The sequence below is a fragment of the Thalassotalea sp. PP2-459 genome, from assembly GCF_001913705.1.
In the GTDB taxonomy this organism is placed as follows: domain Bacteria; phylum Pseudomonadota; class Gammaproteobacteria; order Enterobacterales; family Alteromonadaceae; genus Thalassotalea_C; species Thalassotalea_C hakodatensis.
Genome location: NZ_MKQD01000081.1, coordinates 1 through 20963 on the forward strand (window position 1 = coordinate 1; position 20963 = coordinate 20963).

Annotated in this window: 16 protein-coding genes and 2 tRNA genes; 10 read left to right on the plus strand and 8 right to left on the minus strand. The window is 37.3% G+C overall.

Going from position 1 to position 20963, the window contains the following annotated elements; translation table 11 throughout:
* Positions 1–75: 75 nt before the first annotated feature.
* Together BI291_RS17025 and BI291_RS17030 are read right to left on the minus strand one after the other, a co-directional pair.
* Positions 76–152, minus strand: a tRNA-Asn gene (locus BI291_RS17025).
* Between the two features lie 63 nt (positions 153–215).
* A tRNA-Asn gene (locus tag BI291_RS17030) sits at positions 216–292 on the minus strand.
* Positions 293–856: 564 nt separating this feature from the next.
* Between BI291_RS17030 and BI291_RS17035 the strand changes: the two genes are divergently transcribed.
* A complete protein-coding gene (locus tag BI291_RS17035) occupies positions 857–2233 on the plus strand; it encodes an MATE family efflux transporter (protein WP_074500452.1) in 1377 nt (458 codons plus the stop codon).
* Complete coding sequence (gene uvrB, locus BI291_RS17040; protein WP_368482983.1) at positions 2227–4236, plus strand: excinuclease ABC subunit UvrB; 2010 nt, start codon at positions 2227–2229, stop codon at positions 4234–4236. Before BI291_RS17035 ends, uvrB begins: the two co-directional genes overlap by 7 nt.
* A gap of 37 nt (positions 4237–4273) precedes the next feature.
* Here the strand turns inward: uvrB and BI291_RS17045 are convergent, their stop codons facing one another.
* The 3 genes from BI291_RS17045 to BI291_RS17055 all read right to left on the minus strand — a co-directional run bounded on the left by BI291_RS17045 (position 4274) and on the right by BI291_RS17055 (position 7491).
* The gene (locus tag BI291_RS17045; protein WP_074500456.1) at positions 4274–4486 is read right to left on the minus strand and encodes a hypothetical protein; all 213 of its coding nucleotides are present in this window, start codon (positions 4484–4486) and stop codon (positions 4274–4276) included.
* Between the two features lie 162 nt (positions 4487–4648).
* Entirely contained in the window at positions 4649–6016 is a 1368-nt protein-coding gene (locus BI291_RS17050; protein ID WP_074500458.1) for a sigma-54 dependent transcriptional regulator, read from the minus strand.
* A gap of 2 nt (positions 6017–6018) precedes the next feature.
* On the minus strand, positions 6019–7491 hold the full coding sequence (locus tag BI291_RS17055) for a HAMP domain-containing sensor histidine kinase (protein WP_074500461.1): 1473 nt from the start codon (positions 7489–7491) through the stop codon (positions 6019–6021).
* A 314-nt stretch (positions 7492–7805) separates the two neighbouring features.
* Between BI291_RS17055 and BI291_RS17060 the strand changes: the two genes are divergently transcribed.
* Entirely contained in the window at positions 7806–8381 is a 576-nt protein-coding gene (locus BI291_RS17060) for a hypothetical protein (RefSeq protein ID WP_074500463.1), read from the plus strand.
* Between the two features lie 73 nt (positions 8382–8454).
* On the opposite strand, the gene BI291_RS17065 is transcribed toward BI291_RS17060, so the two are convergent.
* Entirely contained in the window at positions 8455–8943 is a 489-nt protein-coding gene (locus tag BI291_RS17065) for a glutathione peroxidase (protein ID WP_074500466.1), read from the minus strand.
* A 114-nt stretch (positions 8944–9057) separates the two neighbouring features.
* Here BI291_RS17065 and BI291_RS17070 point away from each other — a divergent pair, with 114 nt between their 5' ends.
* The 3 genes from BI291_RS17070 (at position 9058) to BI291_RS17080 (ending at position 13551) form a co-directional block, all read left to right on the plus strand.
* On the plus strand, positions 9058–9933 hold the full coding sequence (locus tag BI291_RS17070) for an NAD(P)-dependent oxidoreductase (protein WP_074500523.1): 876 nt from the start codon (positions 9058–9060) through the stop codon (positions 9931–9933).
* Positions 9934–9976: 43 nt separating this feature from the next.
* On the plus strand, positions 9977–10468 hold the full coding sequence (locus BI291_RS17075) for a hypothetical protein (RefSeq protein WP_074500469.1): 492 nt from the start codon (positions 9977–9979) through the stop codon (positions 10466–10468).
* Between the two features lie 338 nt (positions 10469–10806).
* On the plus strand, positions 10807–13551 hold the full coding sequence (locus BI291_RS17080; RefSeq protein WP_254849610.1) for a leucine-rich repeat domain-containing protein: 2745 nt from the start codon (positions 10807–10809) through the stop codon (positions 13549–13551).
* Positions 13552–13623: 72 nt separating this feature from the next.
* Here BI291_RS17080 and sbcB read toward each other — a convergent pair whose 3' ends face one another.
* A complete protein-coding gene (gene sbcB / locus BI291_RS17085) occupies positions 13624–15084 on the minus strand; it encodes an exodeoxyribonuclease I (protein ID WP_074500474.1) in 1461 nt (486 codons plus the stop codon).
* Positions 15085–15369: 285 nt separating this feature from the next.
* On the opposite strand from sbcB, the gene BI291_RS17090 reads away from it, so the two are divergent.
* The 3 genes from BI291_RS17090 (at position 15370) to BI291_RS17100 (ending at position 18655) form a co-directional block, all read left to right on the plus strand.
* Positions 15370–16989 carry a methyl-accepting chemotaxis protein gene (locus BI291_RS17090; RefSeq protein ID WP_074500476.1) on the plus strand — a complete coding sequence of 540 codons (1620 nt, stop codon included), beginning with the start codon at positions 15370–15372 and terminating at the stop codon, positions 16987–16989.
* A 166-nt stretch (positions 16990–17155) separates the two neighbouring features.
* Positions 17156–18028: a discoidin domain-containing protein gene (locus BI291_RS17095; protein WP_074500479.1), complete on the plus strand. Its 873-nt coding sequence runs from the start codon at positions 17156–17158 to the stop codon at positions 18026–18028.
* A gap of 150 nt (positions 18029–18178) precedes the next feature.
* Positions 18179–18655, plus strand: a complete 477-nt coding sequence (locus BI291_RS17100) for a GNAT family N-acetyltransferase (protein ID WP_254849609.1) — start codon at positions 18179–18181, stop codon at positions 18653–18655.
* 5 nt (positions 18656–18660) lie between these two features.
* Here BI291_RS17100 and BI291_RS17105 read toward each other — a convergent pair whose 3' ends face one another.
* Complete coding sequence (locus BI291_RS17105; RefSeq protein ID WP_074500481.1) at positions 18661–19698, minus strand: succinylglutamate desuccinylase/aspartoacylase family protein; 1038 nt, start codon at positions 19696–19698, stop codon at positions 18661–18663.
* 303 nt (positions 19699–20001) lie between these two features.
* Between BI291_RS17105 and BI291_RS17110 the strand changes: the two genes are divergently transcribed.
* Positions 20002–20949, plus strand: coding sequence for a MoxR family ATPase (locus tag BI291_RS17110; RefSeq protein WP_074500484.1), 948 nt, complete (start codon positions 20002–20004; stop codon positions 20947–20949).
* Positions 20950–20963: the final 14 nt, after the last annotated feature.

Here is a 20963-nt window from a genome sequence, read left to right on the forward strand (position 1 = left end):
TAGCGGTAGTTGATAACCTTAAACTCTAAAAATAGACATAAAAAAAGCCGCAATAAATTGCAGCTTTTCTTTGTGTGGCTCCCCTGGTCTGATTTGAACAGACGACACATGGATTAACAGTCCACCGCTCTAACCAGCTGAGCTACAGGGGAATAATTCTTTTGGCTTTCGCCAGTAACCGCATTTATAAATAAGTGCCATTACATATAAATAAGTGGCTCCCCTGGTCTGATTTGAACAGACGACACATGGATTAACAGTCCACCGCTCTAACCAGCTGAGCTACAGGGGAATCATGTTTAAGAGATTGTATCTCGTCAACGGGGCGGAATATTAATGGCAGCTAGTCGGTGTGTCAACCCAAAATTAAGAAAAATTTGATTTCATGGATCGTTTGCTCGTTTTCCGCTCAGTCTGGCTGATTTGACATCAACGATCGGTGAAGCTTTCTGCAATCAATTGTAAGTGTTTATTAAATTGAAGTTATCCACCAAAACTGTGGATAACTACGTGGATGAAAGTGTAATAAAACGTTTTCATTGACGTATACTTAGTTTTTTGTCGGTGGTAAATAATTGTTATTTTGTTAATAATCATTATTAAACAATATGTTATATGTTTTTCTTGTTGTTCGTTAGCCTTGTTGTGCTATTTTTGTTCAACCAGTGTTTTAAGTCAAAATGTGTGTGTTAAGTTGGGTTATACACAGTCCTGTTTATTTTTAAATTTTTAAAATGTTCATCCAGTTTGATTAAATATAACTAAAACAATGAAAGTTAATATTTACATAGCGACTCTTCTTAGTATCTTTTACAATACACGCTCACATTTTGTGGTGGTAACAAAGTAATAAGTCATGGTAGCGGAAAAAAATAGTCGACAAATAAATCTTTTGGCAGATCCTGTTGGGCCAACCTTAAAACAAATGACCATTCCAATGATTTACGGCATGATTTTGCTGATGACATTTAACTTGGTTGATACGTTTTTTGTTAGTTTATTGGGAACTCAGCCGCTCGCTGCGATAAGTTTTACTTTTCCTATTACATTTACCGTTATTAGCTTAACCATTGGGCTTGGTATTGGTACATCAGCGGTTATCGCTAAATCATTAGGAACAGGGGATGATAGCTTTGCTAAGTGCTCAGCTACTTCAGCGTTGATATTAGCGGCAATAGTGGTTGGTATACTTTCGTATACGGGCTATGTGTTTACTGATGAAATTTTCACATTATTAGGTGCCAATGAAGATCTATTACCAGAAATTCATCAATACATGGATTTATGGTTTTTAGGTAGTGTGTTTTTAATTGGCCCTATGATTGGTAACGCTATTTTACGTGCCAGTGGCGATACCAAAACGCCCAGTATTATTATGGGGCTTGGCGGTATTATTAATGCGATTTTAGATCCTATTTTTATTTTTGGCTTTGGGCCTATTGAGGCGATGGGCATACAAGGTGCTGCTTTAGCAACGTTAATTTCATGGGTATTTGGGCTTGCATATGTCTTGTATATTGTTGGTTATCAACGCAAGTTAATACACACGACGCTTGATTTATTCAGTACTTTTTTTAAAGCGTCTAAAACTATTTTACATATTGGCTTGCCAGCAGCAGGGGCGAATATGTTAACGCCAATTGCCGCTGCTATTTTAACGGCAATTGCTGCAACCTACGGAGAGCCTGTAGTCGCGGCATTCGGTGTAGGAACACGCATTGAGTCAATTGCCTGTTTAGTGATCTTAGCATTATCTATGACATTACCACCGTTTATTAGCCAAAATTTCGGTGCTGGGCACATGCATCGTGTACAGCAAGGATATAAAACGTCGATAAAATTTGTCATGATTTGGCAAATAGTTATTTATGTTACTTTAGTGTTGTCAGCACCACTTATTGCGACCACTTTTACCGATGAAGAACACGTTGCTAAGATTATCAAATTGTTTATTTGGGTGTTACCACTTGGATATGGATTTCAAGGGATTGTTATTCTAACGAACTCCTCATTTAATGCCTTACATAAGCCCATGGTCGCGTTATTTTTGAGCATATTACGATTGTTTGTTTGCTATGTGCCATTATCTTATTTAGGCAGTTTATGGTACGGCATTGAAGGTTTTTTTATTGGGGGATTACTTGGAAACGTGATAATGGCAGCAATTTCTTATAAAGCCTTTTCTAAACAATTCGACGACACTTCTTTAGCACCAAAGGCTGTTTCATCATGAAGTCATTGCACATTAATTCCGAATATACGCCAAATGGTGATCAACCTACTGCGATCGCCAAGTTAGTTGAAGGCCTTGAAGATGGCTTGGCACACCAAACTTTATTAGGGGTAACAGGTTCAGGTAAAACATTTACCGTTGCAAACGTGATACAAACGGTCAATCGTCCAACCATGATGTTAGCACCTAATAAAACGTTAGCAGCACAGCTTTACGGTGAAATGAAAGAGTTCTTTCCTAATAATGCTGTTGAATACTTTGTGTCTTATTACGATTATTATCAACCTGAAGCCTATGTACCAACGACCGATACTTTCATTGAAAAAGATGCTTCAATTAATGATCACATTGAGCAAATGCGTTTGTCGGCAACAAAGGCTTTATTAGAGCGACGAGATGTTATAATCGTTGCTTCAGTCTCGGCGATTTACGGGTTAGGTGATCCTGATTCATACCTGACGATGATGTTACATTTACGTCAGGGCGATATTATTAATCAGCGTGATATTTTACGTCGACTCGCTGAATTACAATATACGCGTAATGACGTCGCCTTTCAGCGTGCAACCTATCGCGTACGCGGTGATGTGATTGATATTTTTCCTGCTGAATCAGATCGATTAGCCTTGCGTGTTGAATTATTTGATGAAGAAATAGAGCGAATTAGTCAGTTTGATCCATTAACGGGTCAAGTTGAACGCACGCTAGCACGTGTAACGGTTTACCCGAAAACACATTACGCGACACCAAGAGAAAAAATTCTAGCTGCTGTTGAAAATATTAAAATAGAATTAGGCGAACGCGCGAAACAGCTTAAAGACAATAATAAGTTAATTGAAGAGCAGAGAATTGTTCAACGAACACAATTTGACATCGAAATGATGACAGAGCTTGGTTATTGCTCTGGCATAGAAAATTACTCTCGTTACTTGTCTGGACGCTCGCCAGGCGAAGCGCCTCCAACGCTGTTCGATTATTTGCCTGATGATGGTCTACTAATTATTGATGAGTCACACGTTACCGTACCGCAAATTGGCGCGATGTATAAAGGTGATCGTTCAAGAAAAGAAAACCTTGTTGAATATGGTTTTCGTTTACCATCAGCGCTTGATAATCGACCGATGAAATTTGACGAGTTTGAAAGTCTAGCACCACAAACGATTTATGTTTCAGCGACGCCGAGCAATTATGAGCTGGAGAAATCTTCTGGTGAAGTAGCAGAACAAGTCGTTAGACCTACAGGCTTGTTAGATCCTCAAATTGAAGTTCGACCTGTAGAAACACAAGTAGATGACCTACTATCAGAAATCCGTATTCGTGTTGAAATAGGCGAGCGGGTATTAGCAACCACGTTAACCAAACGTATGGCAGAAGATTTAACTGAATATTTAGATGAACACGGGGTTAAAACACGTTATTTACATTCAGATATTGATACCGTAGAACGTGTTGAAATTATTCGTGATTTTCGCCTTGGCCACTTTGATGTATTAGTTGGTATTAACTTGCTTAGGGAAGGGTTAGACATGCCAGAGGTATCACTAGTTGCGATTTTAGATGCTGATAAAGAAGGCTTTTTACGCTCAGAGCGATCGCTTATTCAAACAATAGGTCGGGCAGCGCGTAACGTGAACGGTCGAGCAATATTATATGCAGATCGCATTACTGGCTCTATGCGAAGAGCCATTGATGAAACCGATAGACGAAGAGAGAAGCAACAAGCTTACAATGTTGAACACGGTATAACTCCGCAAGGGGTAAAACGCAGAATTACCGATGTAATGGATGTTGGTGATAGACCAGAACAAGCAATTATTAACCAAAAAGCTAAAGCTGCTGAATCAGACGCACAATACCATGTTATGTCAGTTAGCGAGATTGATGACAAAGTGAAACAACTTGAAAAACAAATGATTGATCACGCACAAAATTTAGAATTTGAACAAGCAGCAAGTGTGCGCGATGAAATTGCTAAGCTACGCCAACAACAGTTAAAAGTATAATAAACAAGCTGTTTAAGTGGTTGCTGGCGTATTACTTTTACTTGAGTTCAAACATCGTATAGTTTGAAATGACATTGGAAATTGCTTCACTATTACAATTGCTGAGGTGACTAATGTCTTCGATGATTTTATCTTGGATATCAACCGGAAAAAGCATTAACTGCTCTAAATATAAATGTGCTTGCGTTTCATTATTATCTGCAATTAACGTTGCTAATCGACAGGCATGACTTCTCCATAATGCGCTCATAAACTTTACCTCATGAAAAAACAAGGTGTACGTTTTCCTTGCTTATAAACTCTACACGGTCTGGTGAACCATTCTATTAAGTTTAGCCAACTATTGGTTGTTTTTTATACAAGTTTGTTATTAAAAAAAAACGCATTATAGATGCTCTACTATAATAACAATCTAATCGCTTGTTATTTGGTACTTTTCGAGACGATACAAAAACGCTTTATATGACATTTGCAGGTATTTAGCTGCTTTGGTTCGATTTCCTTGATGCATTTTTAACGTTTCAGCTAAGCAATGACATTCAAATTGTTCCCAGTTAAACCCATCAGGCGGCAATGAAAAAGTGGGTATATCGCTTGCTAAATTGCTTTTGATGTCGCTTGAACCTGTTAACTCGGTATCATCATTGAGCAAGACAAATCGTTCAATGCGGTTTGATAGCTCTCTAACATTTCCTGGCCAGTGATATTCTAAAAGTTTACGGTACATTGCATCAGTTAAGGCTGTTGCTTGGCAATGGTGTTGTTTGGCATGTACTTGGATAAAATGATCTGCTAATAATGGAATATCTTGTTGTCGCTCGCGTAATGGCGGCATGTTAATTGGCACGACATTTAACCGATAAAACAGATCTTCTCTAAAGTTACCTATTTTTACCTCATGCTCTAAGTTGCGGTGTGTTGCGGCAATAACCCTAACATTAAGATTTATCTCGTCGTTACTCCCGAGCTTAGTTATGGTTCCTTCTTGTAGAAAACGAAGTAGGTGAGCTTGCAAATTTGGTGATAGTTCACCAATTTCGTCGAGAAAAATTGTGCCGTTATTAGCTGCTTCAAAGCGACCTATTTTTGTGGTGTTTGCGCCTGTGTATGCACCTTTTTCTGCGCCAAATAACTCAGCTTCTGCTATAGACTCTGCAATGGCTCCGCAATTAATGGCGACAAACTTTTCGTTTTTACGCGAACTTTTGTCATGTAATGCTCTTGCAGCAAGCTCTTTACCGGTACCACTTTCTCCTAAAATCAATACCGTGGCATTAGTGCCAGAAATTTTCTCTATTCGTTGATAAACAGCTTGCATTGCGAGGGTTTTTCCCACTAAACCGACTAGTTGTTTTTGTTCACTGAGTTGTGCATTTAATGACTTGTTTTCACCACGCAAAAGTTTGGCTTTTAATGCTTTGTCAATGGTCAACAAAAGTTCTTGTCGTTTAAAAGGTTTAGGAAGGTAGTCATCAGCTCCTTTTTGCAGTGCTTCTACAGCATGATTTATTGTGCCGTAAGCGGTGGCTATCACGAACCCTACGTCGTTTTCTTGATGTCTTATATAATTGAGCAAATCAATGCCTGTTAATTCACCTAATTTCCAGTCAGAAAAAATAACATCAAATGGCTGTTTTTTAGTGAGTAAAATTGCCGATTCTACACAGTCGGCGCTTGTGACTTTAAAGTTACTGGCGACCAAAATATCGCAGATAAGCTGTCGCTGGTCGGGCTCATCTTCGACTACTAAAATATGAAATTGAAAAGGTAATTCATTCATGCTTAAACTCCAAAGACTGCGCATGCAGTACAACCTATTTTTTGATTGTTAGTTAACGTAAGATTACCTTGATAGTGTAATGTTATTAAGCGATTGGCAATATATAACCCCATACCTGCACCTTCTGGTTTTGTTGAGATATGCGGTTGAAATAATTGCTGTTTGATATGCGAAGTTAAGCCTACACCACAATCTTTAACGGTAATTTCGATACCTTGCTCACCATTCTGAGCGTCTATTGTGACGTTATCACCACTCTTGGATGCTTCACATGCGTTATTTATCAACGTATGTAAGATACTTCTAATTTCCGACTCAGCGCCTTTAATGGTAAGGTTTTCTTGCACATTCAAGGTAAAATCAATTGTTTTTTGTATGGTCGATTTATATTCCAGAATAATATCTTGTATGACGGCTAATACTGGCACATTTTCATCACGTGAAATGCCATTGGCAGTGAGCGTTAGCAGTGCCTTAATGCTTTTGTCTAGATGCTGTATCTTGTGTTGAATTGTGGCGAGTAGTTTATGTTTATGATCAACATCAAGCGAATCATCTTCAAGTTGCTCAATCGATAAGCCAATTGTGTGTATTGGGTTACGTAACGCATGTGCTAAACCTCGACTCACTTCTCCAAGTTCAGCGAGGTGAGTAAGTTCTTTGTTCTGTTGTTCTGCTTTTGAAAGTTGTTCTAAACGTTGCACAAGTTCATTAAAATGAGCAATGGTGGTGCGTATTTCCTTAATACCTACTTGTGGAACATGATGTTTATAGTCACCTTGTGATAAGTGCTTAAACCCTTTGGTCAGTAACCTTAATGGCTTATTAAATTGCGAGCTTAACCAAAACGCGAATAATAGGCCAATTATGGCAACAACAATTAACATAAGTTGAATTTTTTCAAATAATGCTTTACTGCTGTCACTAATTCGACTTGTAGACACCCACGTTTGTTGATGAACATTAGGCGACTTTACAATAAACGTTTTTAAGTTATCGGGAGACTTACTTTGCCTGTCGATATTCTGTTGATGAATATTATCAATGATTGTTTTGAACTCTTTCTTGAGGATTTTTTTGTTGATGTGTACTTGCGTCTCGTTTTCTTGATGAGTTTTCTTTGAATTATTTGGGCTTTTTGGCTTAGAAGTAGGCTCCGTTGTTATATCGATAACTTTTTTATCTTCAAAACGATACACTTTTACATTAGTATTTTCAGCGTCGGTAGTTATTACTTTTTGTTCAACTTGCCATGTATGAGTGCTGTCTTTGGGCGTTTCAACAATAAAGTTTGTTGGTTGGTCATTAATTTGCTCTACCGCGAGCTCTATGACTTGTTCGGAGTATTGGCGTGCTTTTAAGTCAACTTCTTTCGCGATATTCTTTTCGATCCAATACACCAACACTAATTGAATCAAGGTTAATAATGTGATCAACCCACCAATAAGTAAAAATAGATAGCCACGCAATGACATAAGATACCAACGTATTAAAAATGTAAATTCCACTATGTTGTAACAGTAACAAGTATAATGCCAAGATAGTCGTAAAAATTATTATAATAAAAACAACGTATTAATAAAGTATGCTTTTTATTTGGCCTTGCTTACCTGCTGGGTTGACTGATATCAGGAATAACGGTTCCCGATATCAGGAAATTTTCAATGATTAATTAGTAACTTATTTTCATTAATTCCATGTAAAATAAAGAAAATTATTCATTGGCATAGTATTCGCTATTATCCTTTCGTAAACGATTATCGCATTTAATATTGAAAGGAAAATTAACATGAAAACTATAAATAAAACGACATTAGCCATTGCGTTTTCTGTATTAGGGGCTCTGAGTAGCATGTCTGCAATAGCCATGTCTACATCGGATAGTAAAGAACATCAAATTGAAGTTATCGCTGATGGTGATAAAGACGTTCAAGTTTTCGTAAAATCAAATGGTGAGGTTGCTGATTTAGTGTTATCAGAAGCGACACTTAATGATCTAACTGCATTGAAAGGTGCGTTAAGTGTTTTGCCAGAAGATTTGCGCGACAAGGTAGCAGAACAATTAGGTAACATTCATGTCGATGCAGATATGATAAAAATACATTCTAATTCAGAATCAATCTCTACTTGGACAGATGGTAACGCAGAACAAGTTTTTGTTTTCGAAATCGAAGAAGAGAGTTCTGGTAGCAATATCGCTAAGAAAATCGTCAAGGAAATTAAGCATGATGGAGAACATAAGGTCATTCAGATTAAAAAAGCTGGTCACGTTGGACCTGATCTTATCATGAAGTTGCTTGAAAAAGGCGAGTTTACCGTTGATGACTTAGATAACATTCAACAGGCACTAGATGCAAAGCGTTAATTTTTAATTCATATTCAAACGCTTTTTGCCACCTTAAAATTTAGGTGGCTTTTTTGTGACTATCTATGGAGTACTATACGGCTAATAAACGTTCAATATCATGACTAAGTTCTTCTGGTTTGGTTGTAGGGGAGTAGCGCTTAACAACGTTTCCGTTACCGTCGACAAGAAACTTGGTAAAGTTCCATTTAATTGATTTAGAGCCGAGAATACCTGGCGCTTCTTTTTTTAGAAAGGTAAATAATGGTGCTGCATTGTCACCGTTTACTTCCACTTTATCCATTAACGGAAAGTTTATCTTAAAATTTAGATCACAAAATTGTTGAATGGCTTCATTATCACCTTTTTCTTGTTTACCAAACTGGTTACACGGAAAGGCTAGGATTTCGAATCCCTTATCCTTATACTTTTGATAAAGTTCTTCTAATCCAGCATATTGAGGTGTAAAGCCACATGCACTTGCTGTGTTGATAATCAGTACAACTTTATTCTTTAAACTGTTTAACTCAAACGCTTGTTTTCTATTGGTGACAACTTGGTATTGGTAGAAGTTGTTGCTCATCTTTGGTTCCTGTGGTCGGATGTCTTGGTAACGATAATAGATAAAAGTTAATTTAACAACTATCTGATGTGCTGAATCATGTTATAAACTATGTTTTCAGTATGTTGTATAGAGATCATTATGAAAGTTGCATTTATCGGATTGGGCGTAATGGGTTACCCAATGGCAGGGCATTTAGTCAAAGCAGGGCATGAGGTTACGGTTTATAATCGCACGACAGCAAAAGCAGTTAGCTGGAGTGAAGCGTTTAATGGACAATATGCCGATACGCCAAAACAAGCGGCGCAAGGCTGCGAAATAGTGTTTGTTTGTGTAGGTAACGACGATGACGTTAGGCAAGTATTAACGGGCGAAAATGGTGTTTTCTCAGGCTTAACTAAAAGAAGTACGGTTGTTGATCATACTACCGCCTCTGCGTCTCTTGCTAAAGAAATGCATGATGTTGCAAATGAATATGGTATTGGCTTTATTGATGCCCCGGTTTCAGGTGGTCAAGCAGGTGCTGAAAATGGTGTACTAACCATTATGTGTGGAGGCGAGCAAGTAACTTTTGACAAAGTACAACCCGTGATGGACGCATACGCACGATTTAGCCAGCTAATGGGCGACATCGGTTCAGGGCAACTCGCGAAAATGGTGAATCAAATTTGCTTTGTCAATGCCGTACAGGGGTTAGCAGAAGGTCTAAACTTTGCCCAACACGCAGGGCTTGATACCGATAAATTATTGGCAACAATTTCTAAAGGTGCAGCTGGCTCTTGGCAAATGGATAATCGTGGTAAAACCATGTGTGACCGTGAATTTGATTTTGGTTTTGCTGTTGACTGGGTACGCAAAGATCTTGGTATGGCGTTTGATGAAGCTGAAAAGCTCGGTGTAGATCTTACTATCACCAAACAACTTGATAATTATTATGAAGAGGTACAGGCATTAGGCGGCAATCGTTGGGATACTTCAAGCTTAATTGCTCGCTATAAAAAACCTGAGTAATAGTTTATAAACAACATACAATAATAAATAAAAGGATTACCGCATGCCAACAATACATTATATAACATTATTACTGTTGATCAGTGTCTTTACTCACTTTCAGGCTCAAGCAAATACTGAGGTAGAAAAAGAGTTAGCTGCCTTTTGGCAAGAAGCAGAAAAAACGGTTGCAACAGGTGATTTTGACGGTTATTCAGCAACTTTTCATTCAGACGCTATTTTAGTATCGGATATTGCAAAAACAAGCTACCCGATTGCTAATGCGCTAACACGCTGGAAACAAGGCTTTGATGACACCAAAGCAGGTAATATGAAAGCAGGGGTAACGTTTAAGTTTACATCATCGTTATTGAGTAACACAACGGCACATCAAACCGGTTATTTCTATTATTACAGTATAGGTAGCCAAGGTAAAAAATCACCGTTTATCGCTCATTTTGAAGCGTTATTGGTGAAACAAAATGGCAAGTGGCAGATTATGATGGAACGTCATATTAAACAAGTAGAACAGCAGGTTTGGGATAGCATTAATTAACTTATACTTTAATAGAGCTATATATTTTAGGAAGATTGCGAATTATAGATCATATGTGTGGATGAGTACCTTGCTCGTGTTCCTGAACCTTCGACAATCGTTCTTTTGGGTTAAGCTACACTTGGTTTGATAATGTAAGAAGAAAAGCATCGTAAAACGAAGAGGCACGTAAAGTGCCTTTTTTATTATCTACAGCTATAGATTGGAAAGTTATTGTAACATTAAAGATAATATCTTCTTGTCTCGTAGTTAACATTTATGTAACAATTGTACAAATAGCAATGGACTGCTAACTGGTTGTGGCCGTCCAAATTTTATCTAAAGGATGGTACTTGACTGTGATTAAAAATAAAAATGTAGTGTTATTATCGATGTTAACACTCTTATCTATAGGTTGTGGTGGTGGAGGCTCTAGCTCTGCCTCAGCAAACATCCCGAATCAACAAGCTAATCAATCTCCCGTGATTTCGGATTTTGGTGAAGTTACGGCTTACGAACGTGACGCCATTATTATTACAGGGAATGCTTCAGACAGTGATGGTACTATTACAAGTTATGTGTGGCAACAAACAGCGGGTACCACGGTTTCTTCACTAGTTGACGATCAAAAGGAATTGTCTTTTATTGCTCCCTCGGTGTCAGCAGATGAAACACTATCGTTTACGTTGCAAGCAACAGATAATAACGGCGCATCTGTGAGTAAATCTGTCGATATTAGCATCAGTGCTTATGACGCAATTGATAATGCAGTTTTTGAAGATAATGGCTTTAAACAGTGTTTACCAAGTTCAGCGGAAAATGATCTTGGGCTTGCTGAAATTCACTGTGATGGCATTGAATTTACGTCGTTAGCTGATTTAGCGTTATTCCCCAACCTTACCAAAGTATCTATCTCCAACGCTAAGCTTAATGATATATCAACGCTACCAGAATTAGAGCTGCTGACATATTTAGATTTATCGGATAATGGTATTCAAAACATAGATACGGTATTTGGTTTAGCTAACCTTATATATTTAGATTTGAGCAATAATAGTGTTTACTCAAATAATTTAGCGTTTGAACGTTTAGCAAAGTTACAAACCTTTTTGTTTAGTAGCGGCACATACCATTATTCTTTAGATGCTAATAGCTTTTCTGAGTTAACACAATTAACTGTGCTTGATTTAAGTAATGTTTACCTTGTAAACCCACAAGGGATAGAAAACTTGGTGAACTTAACTGATTTGAAGTTATCAAATGTTGGTTCTCGTTTTAACGCATTGAGCTTTTTAGCAAAGCTAGAAAGTCTTACGCATTTAGACATTAGTCATAATAATTATGTTACCGATTTAAGCGCCTTAGCTTTAAAAGATTCGATAACACATCTTAAGTTAAATGGCATTGGCACAACTGACTTCACACCTATCAGTGATATGACCTCATTAGTATCGCTCGATATTTCTGATAATTACGCAGAAATAGACTTGAGCGAACTTCAAGGATTGATAGACCTAGAAGCGCTAAATATGAATAATGTTAGCGCTATTAGTAATTTAGATAGTTTAAAGCAACTCACTAAATTAAAAGAACTTTCATTGCAGCGTGCAGACTTGACCAGTGTTTCTTTCGTTGAATCATTACCCAATTTAGAAAAACTAAATATCCAAGAAAATAGTCGTTTATCTGACATTAGTGGACTGTCTACTGCAACTCAACTGACTTATTTGGATATTTCAAATAACCGTAATTTAGATGATATAAGCTCACTAGAAAACCTTACCAACCTTGAATACCTAAACATTGGGCGACTTTATTATAACGCTGCAATTGATGTTTCTCCTCTTGCTAGCTTAACAAAGCTTTCAGCATTAATACTTGCTCAAAATAGCTATGAAAATCTTGAAGAGCTAGTTAATTTAACTGCGCTTGAAGAACTTTCTATTAGCTCGGCTAATATAACGACATTGTTTGATATGACAAATCTACTGTCGTTGAAATCAGTTGTGTTAGAGGACCTAACGAGCTTAACCTCTTTAGATGGCCTTGAGGGGGCTGTTAATGTGGAATCACTTTCATTAACCAGAATGTATTCTTTAAATGATATGACACCTGTTAGTGCTTTGACAAAATTAGAGATGTTAACAGTGATGAATATTAACAACGTTGAATCGATGGATTTTCTATCATCGTTAGTCAACCTAAAACAATTGGAAGTTTACGCTAATAATCATGTAACTTCATTAGATATGCTAGCTAACCTTTCTTCATTACAGTCGCTTAAAATGACAAGCATGAGTCAGTTAGTTGATATTAGTACATTAACTGATTTAATAAAACTAACGACTATTGATTTAACGAATAATTCTTCATTATTGTGTGAAGACATTAATAGCTATTTGCAAGCGAGACCTGAATCTACTTTAAAATATTCTTCTAATTGTGTTGAACGTCCAATAAACTTTGAACTGTTTGATGATGAAACACTTGCAGCATGCATACGAAACAGAGGTAATGATATCGCTGATATTACGTCTATTAGCTGCTATTCGAGTGGTATTAAGTCACTTAATGGTATAGAGCAGATGAATAATATTAGTCAATTAAGCTTGTATTATCTGGGGGATGATATTGACTACGCACCTTTAAATGAACTGAAAAATCTAACTACGCTTGAGGTTATATATGGGCAATTAACTTTTATACCTGACTTTTCAGAGCTCCCTAAACTCTCTAATTTAAATTTGCGTGGCAATCGAATTGCTTCTGTTAATATTGAAAATACCTTACCAGCACTTAAGTACCTAACTCTAGAGTCTAACATTATTGATGAAATAACTTACATTGATAATATGCCGTCATTGGTTTACTTAAACCTAAAAAACAATAAGGTTTTAAATATCAGTAAGTTACAGTCGTTAGGTGAACTAACAGAACTATATTTATCATATAATGATATAAATGATGTAACGCTACTAAGTAATTTGTTGAAGTTAAATTACTTAAACCTCTATGGAAATGAAAATATAGATTGTGCTGAAATTGAAGATTTAGAACAAAGCATCAGTAATTTGAGTGTCAATGTACCAAGGCATTGCCAATAATTCGTTACGATATGTTTAGCTTTAAAAAGGCGTCACTTACTCTAAGTGACGCCTTTTTTTGAATTGATTTAACTAAACACTTCCTTGTAAATACTCATACAAGGCTTTTAACACTGCCACTTTGCTCTGATCACTCTCATGTTCATGCACAAGATTTTCAATTTTTAGCATAAATTCATCAGCAGAAAGGATACCTTTACCACCATATTGCAATTTACTTTGGCAATAGCTCTGCCATTTTAATTGTTCTTCGTTATTAAGCGTTTGAGGATAGTTTCTAGCTCTAAACCTGAATAACAAGGTTGATAAACGCTCATCTTGAAACTGAAACGGGTGTGTTGCTAATTGTTCTATTGGCAATTGGTGCAATATGTCCATTTGCGCTTTATCGCTTGAGCTGAAAAAAGCACCGCCATATAATGCTTCTTCAGCATCAGGCTGTTCGTCATCATCAAAAGATTCTGGTGCAAATACATCACTTAACTTGTCCCGTATTTCAACGTGCATTTTTAGTTTTGCTAGGTTCTCTAAACAAGTCTCGCGCGGGATCGCTAATCGTTCTGCATTTTCGGGTAATAACGTTTTAGCAGGCGCAACAACAGGGCATTTATTAACATGAATAAGTTTAACGGGAATGGGTAACTCGTCTTCCGCCAACTCATCATGTCTTGTATATAATCGTGCTTTGATTTCCTCGCTACTCAATTCAAACAAGGGAGTGGGATCTTGTGCTAAATCAATGGCGATTACGGCGTTTTTATTTTGTGGATGATACGCAACCGGGGCAAACCAACTAGTGCAGCCATGGATAGATGAAATTTTACTCGATGTATGAACAACAGGGGTCATGTTGTAAACATCTAATAATTCACTCACGTGCTTTTTACTACGTAAATCAAATAAAAACTCGTAAAGTTTGGGTTGTTTTTCTTTAATGAGCTTTGCCATAGCAATCGTTGCATAAACATCACTCATTGCATCATGCGCGGCTTCATGGTTTATGCCATTCGCTTGAGTCAGCAATTCCAGCCGAAAGCTAACGCGCTCTTCACCTGTTAGTTCATCTACAACCTTTGGCCACTCAATACCTTCTGGTCTTAAAGCGTAACAAGCCCTAACCATATCGATAATATCCCAGCGGCTATTACCATTTTGCCATTCACGCGCGTAGGGGTCATAAAAGTTTCGATAAAACAAATAACGCGTTACTTCATCATCAAAGCGAATGTTGTTATAGCCTGCTACACAAGTATTCGCTTGAGAAAAAAGCTGATGAATGCGATGAGCAAAATCGGCTTCTGACATGCCATCTCGTAATGCTTTTTGAGGGGTAATGCCTGTTACTAATGCTGCTTCAGGGTGCGGGAGGTAATCACTAGGCGGCTGACAATAGAACATTTCAGGCTCACCAATAATGTTCAAATCAAGATCTGTTCGAATACCTGCAAATTGTGATGGTTTGTCATATTTAGGGTTGATGCCCCATGTTTCGTAATCGTGCCACAAAATAGTGGGTTGTTGCTGACTAACCATAGAAAGAATATTACCTTAGACATTATTGGAAACTGGTTATCACATTCATGTAGATTGATGATAAGTACTGTTTTGAATACAGCAATTATAGGAATGACATCATTCACTTATCAACCCATTTCGTGATTAATATTTGCTGGCATACTTCAAAGCCTTTTAATGCACCTTATTCCATGGTTCTGTTAACGCGAGGTTTCTTTCGTTGCTTGTTGTGAACATATAGCTTTGTTTTTTATAAATTTGTACTAGTATTTAAAGGAATTAACTAATTATTAAAGAATAACAATGAGCTGGACAATATTAAGAAAACTGCAAGCCTTATCATTGGCAATAGTCGTTGTGTTTACCTTAGCGCTGTTGGTGATTAAATTTTATAGCAATGAAATTGGAGATAAATTTAATCAGTTTTATCAAAATAACTTTACCACATCCATGCAGTTTGAACGTATCAAAGAAGTCCAAGTTGATACTATGTTAAATATAAGAGGTCTACAGATAAGTTACTTACTAACGTTAGAAGAACAAACCGAAGGGTACTTATCAACAATTGCTGAAAATCATCAACAAACCCCGAATTTAGTGAATAAAATTGTCGCGTCATATCAAGGTGATAAAAGTAAAATAACCCAGCTAAAAAGTTTAATTGAGGATTATCAGACAAAAGCAGATGACTTTGTAAAAGCGATGGAAAGTGCACCTGATAATAAAGCACCATATCCAATATTTAAATCGTTTGTTGATAGTTATTATGTCTTAGTGGATTTTTTCGATGATTTTAAACAGCATGTAGATCGTTCAGCATTAGACACTAAGCAAGAGATTGAACAAGCCATTTCCATTGCTTCCTATGTTTTCTATATTGGTTTACTACTTTCCCTTGTTGTATCTATCATACTAAGTCAACTGATTGCACGTGGTATTAGTAATGCCGTCACCCAAGTTAAAGACGTTGCGTTTAAGCTGTCGAAAGGTTTACTGAATGTTTCTTGCGCAGTATCAACGCGTGATGAAATGTCAGAGTTATCAACGTCGATAAATACAACGGTAGAGAGATTGCGTAACACAATGGCAGATATTAAATCTTCTGGCGATATTGTGGCGAGTAATAGTGATGAAGTGCTGAGTTATAATAATCAGTTGCAAGATGGCGCACATGCTATTACTGATAACATTGATCTCGTGGTTACTGCGATAGAAGAAATGGCGCAAACCAGTCAGAACATTGCGCAAAATATTACGCAAACAGCTGCAGCAGCCGGTGAAATTAATGACTTGGCGGGTGTCAGTTTATCTGCCTCACAAGAATCTGTTAAGGAGATCGAAATACTGGTAAATGCTTTGAAAGAAACGGGTAATACGGTTGATAATTTAAAGTCAGAAACCGTTAATATTGAAAAAATCCTTGATGTCATTAAAGCGATCTCTGAACAAACAAACTTACTGGCGTTAAATGCTGCGATAGAAGCTGCAAGAGCGGGAGAACAAGGCCGCGGGTTTGCAGTTGTAGCAGATGAAGTAAGAGGCTTAGCTCAGCGTTCGCAAACTTCAGTAAACGAGATCGAAACCTTACTCGGTAGTTTAACGACTGCCGGCGATCAAGCACAGGTACAAATGAATCAAAGTAGTGATTTAGCGCACTCACTCAATGAACGCGTATCTCATAGTAACGAGTTAATGGAAGATATTCGCCATAAAGTAAATGATGTGAATAGCCAGGCGCATGAAATTGCAACCTCAGCTGAAGAACAAAGTACAGTTGTTGTTGAAATAAGTAAAAATATGCATGATATAAAAGCATTAGTTGATCAAAATGCAGTATTCGTGAATACCTCAAATGAGAAAAGTAACGAAATGAAAAATGCTAGCAGTCATGTATTATCGCAGCTCGACTATTTTACGATTTAATGATTACTCCAAATTATTGCTCCTTATTTATTGTATTTAAAATGTGAGGAGCACGTAGTGTTCGAATTGTTTGAGCTCAACTTTAACCAGTAAAGTCAAAAACTTGTCAGTTACATTGGCATTAATCTTGAATAGCAGTATGACAACTTTTATTAGGGATTAATGTATGAAAAAGATCGCACTGCTATCACTCTTTTGTTTACCACTATTCACACAAGCGGATGTTGTGGAGTACAAAGGCAAGGTAACTGATATTTTAATCGGTAAGTCGCAACTGATTAAGGTGGGTGTAGAAGAATCTGATGAACAATCAATTACTTGTTGGAAGCAAGAGTCAGATCAGCCGTGGTTATTTACTTTTGAACGTGGTTATGATTATTCAAATGATTGGTTTGATGTTTTGAACTTAGTGCGTAGAACACAAGAAACGATACGAATTGGCTACGCAGAAAATGAAGATAGTGAATGCGCGATTGAATATATTGCGCTATTAAAAGGTGACGGAATAGTTGATGATGGCCAAGTGGGGGATTCGCTAGAGCGTACTGGACAATACGGTAATATTGCACAAATTTACACTAACGGATTGACTGAGTCGAGCTACCATGCAAGTGATAATTACGGCGCAGACGTACCAGCTGCAGCATTTGATGGTCATATTTTTAATGAGCAAATTGTTGACGGTGAAGGTAGCCTGATTAATCGGGGAATTTGGTTAGTCAAAAAAGATACCGAAAATAAAGAAACTACATATTGGCTGCAAGTTGAGTATGAAGAACCTGTCACCATATCCGGTTTTAGAGTGATGGTTAATACAAAAGCAACAGAGCTTGGTCGTGGGCCACGACATGTAACAATCTTAACCTCGCTTGAGGGCGATCAATTTGAAGAACAAGGCCAATACAATTTAGGCAAGTCGATTGACCAAAGAGCAAATTTGCCGACAAAGGTCGAAGCTAAAATATTTAGAATTCAGGTGAATTCTAATCAAGGCGACGCTTTTATTGAAATAGATGAACTTGAAGTTTATTCAAATTAAATATTTCTATTTTTGTTAGCTTGATGAAAAGGGGCGTTAGTCCTTTTTCATCAAGCTAACGTTGTCTTATAGATGAATTTATTTCACTTTTCAGTGATGAATTTTTTGTTAAAATGTTCAATAGTTTCCGCCCAATATAAACAAAATATCTTGAAAAAATCTGATATATTGATTGAAGAAGATGATTTAACTGACGGTCAAATCGTTAGCATACTCGAAGAACACCTCAAAGATATGTTTGCGAATTCTCCCGCAGAAAGTGTCCATGCACTTGATACCCAAGCACTTAAACAACCTAATATTACTTTTTACTCCTTTAAGTATTCAGGTAAAACCCTAGGTTGTGTCGCCATTAAAACGCATAGTGAAACGGTCGCAGAAATAAAGTCTATGCGCACAATAAACGAAGCGAGAGGTCAAGGGGTGGCAACTCGTTTACTAAACTACGTGATGAATCAAGCCACAATAAAGGGATATACATCCCTTCACTTAGAAACAGGATCAATGGCCTTTTTTAAACCTGCCCGAGATTTATATCTACGTCACGGCTTTACCGAATGCGGGCCATTTGCTGATTATCAGAGTGATCCAAACAGCATTTTCATGACACATAAACGCTCACATTAGCAAAATTAGCTATTTGACATGTTGACGATATAAAACAAGCAGTCATTTTTTGTAACGTCAACATTATTTGTTGCCATAAACACTTTTAGGCACGTTAGGCTAATTAATTGATTGTCTCTAACAGCAAAATATTTATCAATAACATTGTCTCCAACATCATTGATTAACATTAAGTTATTTAGACCATGTTCATCAAGCCAACCAAGCATTTGTCCTTCTTTTACCCCGCCATAATTAAGTTGTTCTATTTTATTGATAAATGTAACACCTGAATAACCTTCGTCGTGTTGTGAAAAATGTAAATCAACATCAGCATTAACCATTAAACATAAAGGTTTATAGATGATCTTGACATTATTTTTTTGATGATAATTTGATAAGTTAGGGCAGTGGGCAAGCTCTGTTATACCCTGCAAAGCAACTGCATGGGCTTGTTCATCTTTTGAACCACCACATTCAATGGTGATCACCGGACAGCCAAAGTTTTGCTCCATTAACGCACCTCGGGATAGACCAGATAAAACCAAAGTGTCACAAAAAAATGAGCTAGCAGTTAAACCATCGTTTGAAACTAAAGGAGTAACCCCAAATGAAGGGCCATCACTCGGCGTGTTATGAATATCAATAACAACTTCAGGTGATACTTCCTTGATCGCCTGAGCGATAAGATTTGCGCGTTGGTAATATCCATGATTTAAATTACTGCCAAAACAACGATTAATATCAATACCATTTGCTAAATAACAGGTTGTTAATAAGGGAGTGCTTGTTGCTGCTTCAACTGACACAATAATAAAACGTAAGTTGGTTTCAGGTTTATTGTCATGTGAATCACCCGTAAGCCAACGGTGCATGGCAATAAATCCTGACGGTCCATTACCATGTAATAATGTCGTGATAACGCGTGTTCTATCAACATTTTTTCCCGAAATATCAATGATGGTCGGCACATCTAGGGATAATAAAAACTGCTGAAAGTCACCTTTTAGTAGCATTTGATTTGGGTTTTTTAAGTACTCAATGGCTTGAAAATCTAGTTCCATGCTGTGTTAACCTTCGTTGATTACGTCACGGTTTAAAAGTCGAAAGGTATAAGTCGTTTATTATCAGTAACCAGTATTAGCAGTTTAATGCCAAAGAGACAGACACCTATTCAGAAGTAAGCATATTAAAGGCCTTTTAAGTCTTAAATGTTGATGAAAATCAAATTTTGAACTATTTGTCTTGGTTTATTACATGGAGAAGTCACGATAATTTTGTATTCATAAAGATTTATTCCGCTAGGTTTGTTTGCAAGTTGAAATATATGTTTTAATGGCTGTTCGTCTGTAAATGAGTGAGTTGATATGTCAGATTATATTGAAAACATCATTGCGCAAATTGAACGTGTTGTGATTGGAAAGCCTGAACAAGTAAAACTCTCGTTAGCGTGTTTGTTAGCAAAAGGGCATTTACTGATTGAAGATCTACCTGGAATGGGTAAAACCACATTGGCGCACGTATTAGCAAGTACCTCAGGATTAAGCTATCAACGTGTGCAATTTACCAGTGATTTGTTACCGGCAGATATCATTGGTGTTTCAATATTCGATCAACAACAACTTGCGTTTACATTTCACAAAGGGCCTTTATTTAATCAAGTAGTACTTGCTGATGAAATAAACCGCGCCAGCCCAAAAGCGCAGAGTGCATTGTTAGAAGCGATGGAAGAAAATCGCGTTAGTGTTGATGGTGTCACCTATGAGTTACCTGAACCATTCTTTGTTATTGCTACTCAAAACCCACTTTTTCATGCGGGTACATACCCCCTACCAGAATCTCAACTTGATCGCTTTATGATGAAAATATCGTTAGGCTTTCCAGATCGTGCATCAGAAAAGGCGATATTAAAAGGAGATAATGCGCGCTTGTTTGAACAACTGCCTGCATGTATTAATTTAACCCAGTTAGCGGCCATTCAAGAAGAGGTAAACATAGTCTATGTCGCTGATGAGTTAATTGATTATGTGGTCGCATTATGTGAACGTTCTCGACATACCAACTTATCAGTGAATCCATTATCGCCTCGCGCAGGTAAATCGCTTATAGCTGCAGCTAAAGCGTGGGCATTTATTCATCAACGTGATCATGTTTTACCGGACGATATAAAAGCAGTGTTTAATTCCGTTTGTGAACATCGTTTAGTGGGCAGTCGACAACAGCCTCAGGGTGATAGTCAATACCAAGGCAATTCATCATTAGCTGAGCAGCTATTGTCATCGGTTAATAGTCATCAACCTTTTGAATACTCATAGCTAGAAGAACAATG